This window comes from Pseudomonas sp. MG-9 (genome assembly GCF_018729515.1).
GTDB lineage: Bacteria > Pseudomonadota > Gammaproteobacteria > Pseudomonadales > Pseudomonadaceae > Aquipseudomonas > Aquipseudomonas serboccidentalis.
The window spans coordinates 359,334-372,231 of record NZ_JAHHZH010000005.1; the positions used below are offsets into that span (position 1 = coordinate 359,334).

General features: G+C 60.0%; 13 protein-coding genes. 7 read left to right on the forward strand and 6 right to left on the reverse strand.

Translation table 11 applies throughout. The annotated features are described in order from the left end of the window. The first annotated feature begins 184 nt into the window (after positions 1 to 184). The 3 genes from KKQ10_RS15495 (at position 185) to KKQ10_RS15505 (ending at position 2,267) form a co-directional block, all read left to right on the forward strand. Positions 185 to 1,306: a beta-ketoacyl-ACP synthase III gene (locus tag KKQ10_RS15495; protein WP_127649785.1), complete on the forward strand. Its 1,122-nt coding sequence runs from the start codon at positions 185 to 187 to the stop codon at positions 1,304 to 1,306. 119 nt (positions 1,307 to 1,425) lie between these two features. Continuing rightward, positions 1,426 to 2,040, forward strand: coding sequence for an RNA polymerase sigma factor (locus KKQ10_RS15500; protein ID WP_127649786.1), 615 nt, complete (start codon positions 1,426 to 1,428; stop codon positions 2,038 to 2,040). Then, on the forward strand, positions 2,034 to 2,267 hold the full coding sequence (locus KKQ10_RS15505) for an anti-sigma factor family protein (protein ID WP_215501593.1): 234 nt from the start codon (positions 2,034 to 2,036) through the stop codon (positions 2,265 to 2,267). Before KKQ10_RS15500 ends, KKQ10_RS15505 begins: the two co-directional genes overlap by 7 nt. A 183-nt stretch (positions 2,268 to 2,450) precedes the next feature. On the opposite strand, the gene KKQ10_RS15510 is transcribed toward KKQ10_RS15505, so the two are convergent. After that, complete coding sequence (locus KKQ10_RS15510; RefSeq protein ID WP_127649788.1) at positions 2,451 to 3,773, reverse strand: putative porin; 1,323 nt, start codon at positions 3,771 to 3,773, stop codon at positions 2,451 to 2,453. Between the two features lie 278 nt (positions 3,774 to 4,051). On the opposite strand from KKQ10_RS15510, the gene KKQ10_RS15515 reads away from it, so the two are divergent. Beyond that, complete coding sequence (locus KKQ10_RS15515; RefSeq protein WP_215501594.1) at positions 4,052 to 5,176, forward strand: GNAT family N-acetyltransferase; 1,125 nt, start codon at positions 4,052 to 4,054, stop codon at positions 5,174 to 5,176. 102 nt (positions 5,177 to 5,278) lie between these two features. Here the strand turns inward: KKQ10_RS15515 and aqpZ are convergent, their stop codons facing one another. From aqpZ to KKQ10_RS15540, 5 genes are all read right to left on the reverse strand, one after another. After that, the gene (gene aqpZ, locus KKQ10_RS15520; protein WP_215501595.1) at positions 5,279 to 5,974 is read right to left on the reverse strand and encodes an aquaporin Z; all 696 of its coding nucleotides are present in this window, start codon (positions 5,972 to 5,974) and stop codon (positions 5,279 to 5,281) included. Positions 5,975 to 6,283: 309 nt separating this feature from the next. After that, positions 6,284 to 8,116: an ABC transporter ATP-binding protein gene (locus KKQ10_RS15525; RefSeq protein ID WP_127649791.1), complete on the reverse strand. Its 1,833-nt coding sequence runs from the start codon at positions 8,114 to 8,116 to the stop codon at positions 6,284 to 6,286. Between the two features lie 88 nt (positions 8,117 to 8,204). After that, on the reverse strand, positions 8,205 to 8,768 hold the full coding sequence (locus KKQ10_RS15530) for a peptidylprolyl isomerase (protein ID WP_122608913.1): 564 nt from the start codon (positions 8,766 to 8,768) through the stop codon (positions 8,205 to 8,207). A gap of 3 nt (positions 8,769 to 8,771) precedes the next feature. Beyond that, the gene (locus KKQ10_RS15535; protein WP_215501596.1) at positions 8,772 to 9,575 is read right to left on the reverse strand and encodes an alpha/beta fold hydrolase; all 804 of its coding nucleotides are present in this window, start codon (positions 9,573 to 9,575) and stop codon (positions 8,772 to 8,774) included. 14 nt (positions 9,576 to 9,589) lie between these two features. Then, complete coding sequence (locus KKQ10_RS15540; RefSeq protein ID WP_127649793.1) at positions 9,590 to 10,513, reverse strand: PA3225 family LysR-type transcriptional regulator; 924 nt, start codon at positions 10,511 to 10,513, stop codon at positions 9,590 to 9,592. Between the two features lie 49 nt (positions 10,514 to 10,562). Between KKQ10_RS15540 and KKQ10_RS15545 the strand changes: the two genes are divergently transcribed. The 3 genes from KKQ10_RS15545 (at position 10,563) to KKQ10_RS15555 (ending at position 12,894) form a co-directional block, all read left to right on the forward strand. Next, entirely contained in the window at positions 10,563 to 10,877 is a 315-nt protein-coding gene (locus KKQ10_RS15545) for a 3-phosphoglycerate kinase (protein WP_127649794.1), read from the forward strand. A 232-nt stretch (positions 10,878 to 11,109) separates the two neighbouring features. Continuing rightward, complete coding sequence (locus KKQ10_RS15550) at positions 11,110 to 11,709, forward strand: FMN-dependent NADH-azoreductase (RefSeq protein ID WP_127649795.1); 600 nt, start codon at positions 11,110 to 11,112, stop codon at positions 11,707 to 11,709. A gap of 327 nt (positions 11,710 to 12,036) precedes the next feature. Next, entirely contained in the window at positions 12,037 to 12,894 is an 858-nt protein-coding gene (locus tag KKQ10_RS15555) for a carboxylate/amino acid/amine transporter (protein WP_215501597.1), read from the forward strand. Positions 12,895 to 12,898: the final 4 nt, after the last annotated feature.

Consider the following 12,898-nt stretch of genomic DNA (forward strand, 5'->3'; position numbering starts at 1 on the left):
AAAGCCAAGGTTTATGGCAAACTTCGCGACCATAAACCCCGGTTTCGCGACCCAGAGCCCTCGGCCGTGTCGCGCGACGGAATAAAGCGATGCCAGGTTTGCGTCCCCCGGATGGGAATAGACCCTTTGTGTGTTGGTACGTCGGTGCCAGCGCTTTCTGCCTGAACAGATTAGAGAAACGACCATGCATAACGTCGTCATCAGTGGCACCGGCCTGTACACCCCGGCCAACAGCATCTCCAACGAAGAGCTGGTGCAGTCTTTCAATACCTACGTCGCGCAGTTCAACGCCGACAACGCCGAAGCCATCGCCAGCGGTGAAGTGCAGGCGCTGACCGAATCCAGCGCTGCGTTCATCGAGAAGGCCTCGGGCATCAAGAGCCGCTTTGTCATGGACAAGGACGGCATCCTCGACCCGCAACGCATGGCCCCGCGTCTGCCGGAGCGTTCCAATGACGAATGGTCGGTGCTCTGCCAGATGGCTATCGGCGCCGCCGAACAGGCCCTGCAACGTGCCGGCAAAACCGCCGCTGACATCGACGGCGTGATCGTCGCTTGCTCCAACCTGCAGCGCGCCTACCCGGCCATCGCCATTGAAGTCCAGGAAGCGCTGGGCATTCAGGGTTTCGGTTTCGACATGAACGTGGCCTGCTCCTCGGCGACCTTCGGCATTCAGGCCGCAGCCAACAGCGTGCAACTGGGCCAGGCCCGGGCGATCCTGATGGTCAACCCGGAGGTCTGCACCGGCCACCTGAACTTCCGCGACCGTGACAGCCACTTCATCTTCGGTGACGCCGCCACGGCCGTGATCATCGAGCGCGCCGATCTGGCAACTTCCAAGTATCAGTTCGACGTGGTCAGCACCAAACTGCTGACCAAGTTCTCCAACAACATCCGCAACAACTTCGGCTTCCTCAACCGCGCTGCGGAAGAGGGTATTGGCGCCCGCGACAAACTGTTCGTGCAGGAAGGCCGCAAGGTGTTCAAGGACGTCTGCCCGATGGTCGCCGAGCTGATCGGTGAGCACCTGGAAGAGAACAAACTCAACGTCGGCGACGTCAAGCGCTTCTGGCTGCACCAGGCCAACTTGAGCATGAATCACCTGATCGTGCGCAAGCTGCTGGGGCGCGAAGCCACTGAAGAAGAGGCGCCGGTGATTCTCGACACCTACGCCAACACCAGCTCCGCAGGTTCCGTGATTGCTTTCCACAAACATCAGGATGATCTGGCCGCCGGTTCGCTGGCCGTGCTGAGCTCGTTCGGCGCCGGTTACTCGATCGGCAGCGTGATTCTGCGCAAGCGCTGAGTCCACTTTAAAAGATCGCAGCCTGCGGCAGCTCCTACACGGTCGGTATGAAATCCGCTCTTGTAGGAGCTGCCGCAGGCTGCGATCTTTTGCTTACAACGTTTGGCAAAGAGGCGCCAATGGCCGCAACGGACGACACCCAACTGCTCGAACGCCTGTTGGCGGGCGAGCAAAAAGCTTTCAAGGAACTGGTCAGCACCTACCAGAGCGCCATGCGCGCCGTGGCGTATGCCATTGTCGGCCAGCGCCATGTCGAAGAAGTGGTGCAGGACGCCTGGCTGTCGGTGGTGCGCCATATCGGCGGCTTTGAGGGCCGTTCCAGTCTCAAGACCTGGTTGCTGACTATCACCGCCAACTCGGCCAAGAGCCGTTACAAGCAGAATCGCCGCGAAGTCTTGATGGATGACCTGCCATCGCCCCACGGCACCATCGATGACGATCGTTTTTCCCCCGGTGACGGTCATTGGCTGGTGGCGCCGTTTGCCTGGCATCAGGACACGCCGGAAGCCTTGCTGACCGAAAGCGAGTTGCGTGACTGCCTGGAACACACCCTGCTTGGTTTGTCGGAGCTGCAAAGCAGCGTTCTGCTGCTGCGCGAGCGTCAGGGCCTGGAACTGGAAGAGATCTGTAATCTTCTGGAGATCTCGCTCTCCAATGTGCGTGTGCTGCTGCATCGGGCGCGGCTGAAAGTCTTCGCCACGGTGGAGCATTTTGAGGAGACCGGCGAATGCTGACCTGTAAGGAACAAGTGGCACGCTCCAGCGATTATCTCGATGGCCAGTTGAGCTTTCGCGAAAAGCTGATGGTGCGCCATCACCTGATGTTCTGCCCCAACTGCCGGCGCTTCATCCGCCAGATGCGTTTGATGCAGGCCACGCTGAGGGCGATGCCGGAGAAACCGGAAGAAGGCGTGGATGCGCTGGCTGAGCGTCTGGCCGAGCAGCGCCGCAAAGAAAAATAGAAACTCCCCTGTAGGAGCTGCCGAAGGCTGCGATCTTTTGATCTTGTTTTTGAGGATCAAAAGATCGCAGCCTTCGGCAACTCCTGCAGTTTTTTTGCATCCTGCAGAAATAGCCCGGCGCGGGGCGAAACGAACGGATGATGGGGATCGCCCCGCCCGCGCCAGGCTATAAGGTGATGCGTTTTAGAACTTCGCTTCCGCATCCAGCTGCAGGGTGTTGGTGTCTGCGTCACGCTGGGTACGGCTGGAGAAGTCGGCTTTGGTCAGGAAGTACGTGGCGCCGATGGCGAAGTTCTTGTCGATGTCGTAACCGACCTTGAACTTGTGCCCACGGGAACCGGTGGTGCCGTTGGCGAAGTCGGAGTCGGTGAAGGCGCCAACCACGGCGTCGCGCTGCACGTCACGATAGTTGTAGTCCAGGTTCAGACCGAACACTTTCGACTTGGCGCCGACCAGCCACGCGGTGTCCGCGTCGGTCACGGCATCGTTGTTCTTCACGTACTGGCCGTAGAACGACAGCGGCATCGGCAAGCCACCGATATCGATCTGGCTGAAGCCTTCGTACAGACGGAATTCATTGTTGGCCGAGTTGCCGTTGACCGCCAGCGCGCACGGGGTGGAAGTCCCGGTGCAGCGGCTGTTTTCGTCGTTCTGGTAGGCGTAGACGCTGCCGCCCAGGGTCAGTTTCAGGTTGTCGGTGATCGCGAAGCGGCTACCCAACTGGCCGGCAGTCAGGCGCAGGTCGTGGCGAAATTGCACGCCTTCACCGTCGACGTTGTCCTTGAGGTTGTAGTTGCCCAGGCTGCCGAACAGTTCGGCGCTGCTGCCCAGTGGATACTTGTAGGTAACGGCCAGACCTTCCGGGTTGATATCGCTGTCCCAGATCACGTCGCCCATGCTGACCCACGGTTGCAGCATCTTGCCGCCGATCACGTGCAGGTTCTTGATCGCATCCGGGTGGTAGTCGATGTAGCCCAGGTCCAGCCAGATCTGCTTCTTGTCGAAGTAGTTGTCCATGTCCTGGTTGGTCGAACGGGCGTCGTCGCCGCCGCCGGTGGCGATACGGATGCCGGTGTCGACTTGCGGGTTGATCTCGGTGTAGGCACCCAGACGGGCGCGGATACGCTGGCGATCCTTGTCACGGCCGCCGTTGTTGGATTCGCCGTCGATCTTGACGGTTTCCTGGCGAATACGTACGTCGCCCTTGAACTGGGTCTTGGCGGCCCAGGCGAGTTTCTGGTCGAAGGAACTCAGCTCATTGGTTTTCTTCGCGGTCGCCGCGATTTGCTCGTTGGTCTCTTGCTGCGCCTGCTGCGCGATTTGCTGAGCCTTCTGATCCTTGGCCAGTTCAGTCTGCAGTTCAATGTACTGCGCCTGGGAAATAGAACCGTTGGCCTTGAGCATGTCGAGCAGTTTGGCGTCGACTGCAGCGCTGGCCGGAACGCTCATGGCCAGCAACAGGCCACCGCACAGGGCCGCCGCAGTTTTCGTGGAAGCAAGACGCATAGCAATCTCCGAAGATGAGAGGGATGGCTGAACCATCCTGGGCACACCGACGCGGACGTCGGAAAACAATGTCCGGGTAGAACCCGGCGCTCTAAAAACAGGAGCGAGTATCGCGATGGTTTATGACAGAGCGGTGGCTAAGTGATGTCATGTCGATGACGATACAAAGCACGCGTGAACTATTGAGCTAGAGCGCTGTCGCCCGAATGAGCGTGTGCAATGGATGCCGATCGGCGATACTCGCGGGGCTTTGACGCCAAGATGTGGAGAGCCAGTTGATGCCGTTGCAACGTCTGCAAAACCTGTCAGAAGTCGCCCCGACGACATGGGATGCGCTGGTGCCCGAGAATCAGCCGTTCTTGCGCCATGCGTTCCTGAGCGCGCTGGAAGACAGCGGCAGCGTCGGCCCCCATACCGGCTGGCAACCCGAGCATCTGCTGCACGTTGAAGACGACCGGTTGATCGCGGCGCTGCCCAGTTATCGCAAGTGGCATTCCTACGGCGAGTACGTCTTCGATCACGGTTGGGCCGATGCCTGCGCCCGGGCCGGCATTGATTACTACCCCAAGCTGTTGACGGCGGTGCCGTTCAGTCCGGTCAGTGGCCCGCGACTGTTGGCGGCGAACGTCGAGGACGGCTACGAACTGCTCAAGAGCTTGCCGGGTTATCTGGAAATCGAAGGGCTTTCCAGCGCGCACATCAATTTCACCGACCCGTTCACCGACGCCGCCATGGCCGAGCAACCGGGCTGGCTGCAGCGCATTGGCTGTCAGTACCACTGGCAGAATCGCGGTTATCGGGACTTCCAGGACTTTCTTGACGTGCTCAGTTCGCGCAAGCGCAAGCAGATGCGCAAGGAGCGCGAGCAAGTGGCGGGGCAGGGCTTCGAATTCGAATGGCTGCAGGGGCGCGAGCTGGACGAGTCGCAATGGGATTTTGTCTACGCCTGCTATGCCAACACCTACGCGGTGCGTCGGCAGGCACCGTATCTGACCCGCGAGTTCTTCAGCTTGCTGGCCGAATGGATGCCGGAGTCGATTCGGGTCGTCTTCGCCAAACAGGGCTCACGTCCGGTGGCGATGGCCTTCAGCCTAGTGGGTGGTGACAGTTTTTACGGACGCTATTGGGGCTGTCTCGCCGAGTTCGATCGGCTGCATTTCGAGACCTGTTTTTATCAGGGCATGGATTACGCGATCGCCCAGGGTTATCAGCGCTTTGATGCGGGTGCCCAAGGCGAGCACAAGTTGATTCGGGGTTTTGAACCGGTGATCACCCATTCGTGGCATTACCTGCGTCATCCCGGGTTGAAGGCTGCGGTCAAAGACTTCCTGCAGCAGGAGCGCGCCGGGGTATTGGCTTACGCCGAGGAAGCCAGAACGGCCTTGCCCTACCGCCAAACCTAGATCCCCTGTAGGAGCTGCCGAAGGCTGCGATCTTTTGATCTTGCTTTCAAAAATCAAAAGATCGCAGCCTTCGGCAGCTCCTACAACGGGATTTCCGTGGTTTCAGGTGTCCTCTTTACCCAGCCAGCGATAGATTCCGCCGCCCACCACCGCGCCCAACAGCGGCGCGACCCAGAACATCCACAATTGCGCGATCGCCCAGCCGCCGACCATCAGCGCCGGCCCGGTACTGCGCGCCGGGTTGACCGAGGTATTGGTGACCGGGATCGAAATCAGGTGAATCAGCGTCAGGCCCAGGCCGATGGCAATCGGTGCGAGGCCCGCCGGGGCGCGTTTGTCGGTGGCGCCAAGGATGATGATCACGAACATCCCGGTCATCACCAGCTCGGTGACAAAGCCTGCGGCCATCGAATACTTGCCCGGTGAATGTTCGCCATAACCGTTGGAAGCCAGGCCGGCAGCGATGTCGAAACCCTCCTTGCCGCTGGCAATGTGCGCAATCAGCGCCGCTGCGAGAATCGCCCCCAGCACCTGGGCGATGATGTAGGCGGGCAGCTCTTTGGCCGGAAACCGACCGCCGACGAACAAACCGACCGACACCGCGGGATTGAGGTGGCAGCCGCTGATGTGGCCGATGGCGAACGCCATGGTCAGCACCGTCAGACCAAACGCCAGGGCCACCCCCAGCACCCCGATACCCAAAGGCGAAGACGCTGCGATTACTGCGCTGCCGCAACCACCCAGAACCAGCCAGAACGTACCCAACAACTCAGTGACTGAACGTTTGAACAGAGACATGAGAGTGTCCTTGATAGGCATGCTATCGATACTGTATCGAGTTGTGCTTCCTTGCAGAATTACGACAGGTTCATCTCCAGAACCTTGGCTGAGTACAGCAGGCTTTGGACGGATTTCCAGCAGGCGCAAAAAAACCGCCAGAGCCCTTGGGTGGCGGGCTGGGGCGGTTCTCAGTCGTTCAGGATCACTACGAGCCCTGTGGGAGCGAGCCTGTTTGCGAAAGCGGCATGTCTGACAACAATGATGGTGTTTGACACTCCGCCTTCGCGAGCAGGCTCGCTCCCACATTGGAATTGCGTGACCCAATGATCAATCGATCCCGACAAACCCTCCGGTCTGATGCGCCCACAACCGCGCATACAGCCCGCGATGCGCCAGCAGTTCGGCGTGGGTGCCGCTCTCGGCGATTTTGCCGTTTTCCAGTACGACCAATCGATCCATACGCGCGATGGTCGAGAGGCGATGGGCGATGGCGATCACGGTTTTGCCCTGCATCAGGGTTTCCAGACTTTCCTGGATCGCCGCCTCGACTTCCGAGTCCAGTGCCGAGGTCGCTTCGTCCATGATCAGGATCGGCGCGTCCTTGAGCAGCACCCGAGCGATGGCGATGCGCTGGCGCTGACCGCCGGACAGTTTCACCCCGCGTTCACCGACGTGGGCATCGAAACCGGTGCGGCCTTCGGCGTCCGACAGCAACGGAATGAATTCATCGGCGCGGGCCTTGTGCACCGCATCCCACAGCTCTGCGTCAGTGGCATCAGGTTTGCCATAGAGCAGGTTGTCGCGGATCGAGCGGTGCAGCAGCGAAGTGTCCTGAGTGATCATGCCGATCCGCGCGCGCAGGCTTTCCTGGCCGACTTCGGCGATGTTCTGCCCGTCGATCAGGATCCGTCCGCCTTCGACGTCGTACAGGCGCAGCAGCAGGTTGACCAGGGTCGACTTGCCGGCGCCGGACGGGCCGATCAGGCCAATTTTTTCACCGGGTTTGATGGTCAGGTTGAGGTCGCCGATGATGCCTTTCTTCTTGCCGTAGTGAAAATCCACATGCTCGAAACGCACTTCGCCGCGAGCCACGGCCAGCGGTTTGGCCTGTTCGCGATCGGTGACGCTGACCGGTTGCGAGATGGTCTGCAGTCCGTCCTGAACCATGCCGATGTTTTCGAAGATGCCGGTGACCACCCACATGATCCAGCCGGACATGTTGACGATGCGGATCACCAGACCGGTCGCCAGGGCAATCGCGCCGACGCTGATCAGCGACTGCGTCCACAGCCACAGAGCGAGGCCGGTGGTACCGACGATCAGCAAGCCGTTCATGGTGGTGATGGCGATGTCCATGCTGGTGACCACGCGGCCGGCCAGTTGGGCTTTTTCGGTTTGTTCTTCGATGGCCTCGCGGGCGTATTGCTGTTCGAAGTTGGTGTGGGCGAACAGCTTCAGGGTGGTGATGTTGGTGTAGCCGTCGACGATCCGTCCCATCAGTTTGGAGCGCGCATCGGAGGACACCACCGAGCGTTCCTTGACCCGAGGCACGAAGTAGTAGAGCGCGCCGATGTAGGCGGCGATCCACGTCAGCAGCGGGATCATCAGGCGCCAGTCGGCCTCGGCGAACAGCACCAGCGAGCTGATCGCATAGATCAACACATGCCACAACGCGTCCACCGCTTGCACGGCGGAATCACGCAGCGAGTTGCCGGTCTGCATGATGCGCTGGGCAATACGTCCGGCGAAGTCGTTCTGGAAGAAATTCAGGCTCTGCTTGAGCACGTAACTGTGGTTCTGCCAGCGAATCAGGCTGGTCATGCTCGGGCTCAGGGTCTGATGCACCAGCAAATCGTGCAGACCGACGAACACCGGGCGCAGGATCAGCGCGACCACCGCCATCCAGGCCAGCTCGAGGCCGTGCTCCTTGAAAAAGTCGGGATTCGGTCCGCCCTGGGCCAGGTCGATGATGCGGCTGAGGTAGCTGAACAGCGCCACTTCGATCAAGGCGCCGAACAGACCGACGGTCAGCAGCGCAGCAAAGCTCGGCCAGACCTGCTTGAGGTAATAGGTATAGAAGGGCAGCACGCGGTCCGGCGGGGACGCCGTCGGGGCTTCGCGGAACACGTCGATCAGTTGTTCAAAACGGCGATAGAGCATCAGATAACCGCCCGGAGTACGGGCTCTCCTTTTATCGGTGTGAGCGGCGTGAGATCGAACTCACACCGCTCGAAATGCCCTGTACAGCTTAGTCGATGACTTTGGCCGACTTGATGATCACAGGGTCGACAGGCACGTTTTGCATGCCGCTTTTGGTGGTGGTTTGCGAGTTGACGATGATGTCGACGACATCCATGCCCTTGACGACTTTGGCGAACACCGCGTAACCGGCATCCCGGCCCGGGTCGAGGAACGCGTTGTCAGCCACGTTGATGAAGAACTGGCTGGTGGCCGAGTCAGGGTTGGAAGTACGCGCCATCGACAAGGTGCCGCGAACGTTGTGCAGGCCATTGCTGGCTTCGTTCTTGATCGGTGCCTTGGTGTCTTTCTGCTGCATCTGCTGGGTGAAGCCACCGCCCTGAGCCATGAAGCCCGGGATCACACGGTGGAAAATGGTGTTGGTGTAAAAGCCGCTGTTGACGTAATCCAGAAAGTTCTTGGTACTGATCGGCGCCTTGACCGGGTCCAGCTCGATTTCGATCTGACCGTTGGTGGTGTCCAGCAGCACGTGCGGTGCTTTGGCCGGAGTAGCAGCCATCAGGTTGGCAGCAAACAGCACGGTGCCGGCGGCGAGGGCGAGTTTTTTCAGCATGGGTCAGTGATCCTGAGATTGAGTATCGGCTGCGGCGAGAAACTCCAGCAGCGTTTGGTTGAAGCGTTCGGGTTGATCGAGCGGGGTGGCGTGGCGCGAGTCGGCGATCACCACCAGCCGCGCATCGGGCAGCAGTTTTACATAGGTTTCTTTCAGCGCCACCGGTGTGTAGTCACGGTCGGCGCTGACGATGAGGGTTGGACAGGTCACTCGGGAAAGTCGTTCCTGAACGCCCCAGCCAACAATCGCATCGAAGCTGGCGAGATAAGCACGTTTGTCGTTTCTTGCCCAGCGCTCGGACATTTTTTGCCGCAGATCGGCCTGCTCGGGTTTCGGGAACAGTTTGCCGCCCAGCGCTTTGCCGATGGTCGCCAGACTGAGCACACGCATCAGGCTCCAGCGCTTGAACCACTGCCAATAATCGTCGCGGCTGCGGAGTTTGACTTCGGGGGCGCTGTTGACGATGGTCAGGCTTTTCAGCCTCTGTGGCTGATCGACGGCGAACTGAAAGCCGATCATCCCGCCCATCGACAGACCGACGTAGTGCACCGGGCCGAGGTTCAGGTGTTCGATCAACGCCAGCAGATCGGCACTGAAACCGGCGATGCTGTAGCGCTCGCGCGGTTTGTCCGAGCGACCGTGACCGCGTATGTCCGGGACGATCACCCGGTAGTGTGCCGACAGTGCCGGGATCTGCATTTCCCAGTCCAGGGTGCTCGAGCCGAGCCCGTGAACCAGCAGCAACGGCGTGCCGTGGCCATATTCCTCGTAGTGCAGGTTGCAACCTTCATGTTCGAAATAGGCCATCGGTGAACTCCGTGTCAGGCTTGTTCGGGGGCGGCGTACGGCGCATCCAGAGGCAACGTATCGAAGGTGCGCAGCAGTTCGATAAGGATTTGTGTGGCCGGGCCCAAGGGTTTGTCCTTGTTCGAATACAGATAGAAGCTGGAGTTGCGGTTGCCGCCCCTGTCCAACGGTAGCAGCTTGAGCGAGCCATCTTTCAGTTCCCGCTCGATCATGTGCCGCGGCAGCCAGGCAAAACCGAGGCCGCTGCTGACAAAGGTCGCGGCGGTGGCGAGGCTGCCGACGGTCCAGCGCTGTTCGGCGCCAAGCCAGCCGACGTCCCGTGGTTGCTGGCGACCGGAGTCGCGGATGACCACTTGCATCTGGGTTTCGAGGTCCTGGAAGCTCAGTTCGCGATTGAGCCGATGCAAGGCGTGATCCGGGTGGGCGACGGCAACGAACTCGACATCGCTCAATTCCGCGCCGAGGTAGCCGGGGATGCTCAGGCCGGTGATCGCCAGATCGGCCACGCCTTCGAGCAGCACTTCCTCTACGCCCGACAGCACTTCCTCGCGCAGGCGCACCCGGCAGCCGCGACTCTGCGGCATGAATGCGGTCAGCGCCCTGACGATGCGTGCGCTCGGGTAAGCGGCATCGACCACCAGCCGCACCTCGGCCTCCCAGCCTTGCTCCATGTGGTGAGCGAGGTCTTCCAGCTGGCTGGCCTGTTTCACCAGTTGGCGCGAGCGGCGCAGCAGCACGCCGCCGGCTTCGGTAAGTACCGCTTTACGTCCATCGATGCGCAGTAACGGCACGCCGAGCTGGTCCTGCATGCGGGCGACGGTGTAACTCACCGACGATTGCGAACGGTGCAGAACCTCGGCGGCCTGGGCGAATCCGCCGTGGTCGACCACGGCCTGCAATGTTCGCCATTGATCAAGGGTCACGCGGGGCGCTTTCATCAATAGCTCCTCTTGTCCTAAGCTGGCCGTCCCTCATGGAGACTGGCGAATGAAAAAATTCTGTTGTGTGGTGCTCGCGTTGCTGCCGCTGACTGCGTTTGCTTACCCGATCGATGTGCAGAAGAACCTCAATGGCTTGAAGATCGACTACGAAACCTTCGATACCGACAAAGACATCGGCTCCATCCGGGTCGCCAACTACGGCGATGTCGACGCGCTGTGCAAGGCCGTGTTCAGCAATGGCCCGGAAGCACCGCGTACGCGCAACATCGAAGTACCGGCCGGCAAACACAAAAACGCCACGGCCAAGTTTTCCCGCGAGATCATCAGGCTGCGCATCGAACTGAGCTGCAGCCCGAAATAACGGTCGCTCCCTGTTCTGTAGGAGTGAGTCTGCTCGCGATAGCGGTGTAACCGTCGACATCGATCCATCTGACACACCGCTATCGCGAGCAAGCCCGCTCCCACAGGGTATAGGTACATCTAAACGAATTATTCGATGCTTTGCAGCAATTATTTGCGCTTTTTCATCGAAGCAACCCTGTTTAACCTTCACTCCATCGACCTACAACATTCTCGGATGGAGACTACACATCATGTCCCGCGTTCTGATCATCGAAAGCAGCGCCCGCCAGCAAGACTCGGTTTCCCGTCAACTGACCCAGACCTTCATCGGTCAATGGAAAGCGGCGCATCCCAACGATCAGATCACTGTGCGTGACCTCGCCGTGAACCCGGTGCCACACCTGGACGCCAACCTGCTGGGCGGCTGGATGAAGTCCGCTGAGCAGCGCAACGCCAACGAACAATCGTCGCTGGACCGTTCCAACGAATTGACCGATGAGTTATTGGCCGCCGACGTGCTGGTGATGGCCGCGCCGATGTACAACTTCGCGATCCCGAGCACCCTCAAGGCGTGGCTCGACCACGTGCTGCGTGCCGGCGTGACCTTCAAGTACACCGAAACCGGCCCGCAAGGCCTGCTCAGCGGCAAGCGTGCCTACGTGCTGACCGCTCGCGGCGGCATCTACGCCGGCGGCCCGGCGGATCATCAGGAACCGTACCTGCGTCAGGTCATGGGCTTCATCGGCATCCATGACGTGACCTTCATTCACGCCGAAGGCATGAACCTGGGCGGCGACTTCCAGGAGAAGGGCCTGAATCAGGCCAACGCCAAACTGTCCCAGGTCGCTTGATATGTTAATCGCCAGATAATCGCCGATTGTTTTAGTGACCTGGCGCAACCCCTTCAAGGCTCTACGCGCATCGAACCTCCCTTTGCACTTGTTGCTCCTGAGTGCTGTAGCCCGATTGAACGCATTAGCGAGATCGGGCTTTTTTTTGCCTGAGATTTTTCTGGTTAAAACAATCCCTCTGTAGAAGCTGCCGCAGGCTGCGATCTTTTGATTTTAAAAAACAGGATCAAAAGATCGCAGCCTGCGGCGGCTCCTACAGGAGGATTTTGTGTTGGTTGCAGAATCCAAAACCCGCTATCGTCGCCGCCATTCGAAACAGAGGCGACCATGGGCTATCTACTTTTTGTCACGCTGATCCAGGCGTTTTCCTTCAGTCTGATCGGCGAATACCTGGCCGGGCACGTCGACAGCTACTTCGCGGTGCTGGTGCGCGTGGTGCTGGCCGGGCTGGTGTTCATTCCGTTGACCCGCTGGCGTTCGGTGGAGCCTGCGTTCATGCGCGGCATGCTCTTGATCGGCGCGTTGCAGTTCGGCATCACCTATGTCTGTCTGTACCTGAGCTTCCGTGTGCTGACGGTGCCGGAGGTGCTGCTGTTCACCATTCTCACGCCGCTGCACGTAACGCTGATCGAAGATGCGCTGAACCGGCGCTTCAACCCATGGGCGCTGGTGGCCGCGTTGGTTGCCGTGGGGGGGGCGGCGGTGATTCGCTTTGACCGGATCAACCCGGACTTCTTCATGGGCTTTTTGCTGCTGCAACTGGCCAACTTCACCTACGCCGCCGGGCAGGTGCTGTACAAGCATCTGGTGGCGAAACACCCCAGCGACCTGCCGCATTACCGGCGTTTCGGCTTCTTCTACCTCGGGGCACTGGCGGTGGTATTGCCGGCGTTTCTGCTGTTCGGCAAAGCCAACTTCCTGCCTGAAGCACCGCTGCAGTGGGGCGTGTTGCTGTTCCTCGGGCTCGTCTCGACGGCGCTGGGGATGTACTGGTGGAATAAAGGCGCGTGCATGGTCAATGGCGGCACACTGGCGGTGATGAACAACCTGCATGTGCCGGTGGGTTTGCTGCTGAATCTGCTGATCTGGAATCAGCATGAGGAGCTGGGAAGGCTGTTGCTCGGCGGGAGTGTGATTCTGGCGGCGGTGTGGATCAGCCGGTTGGGCATCAAACGCACCGCATGACCCC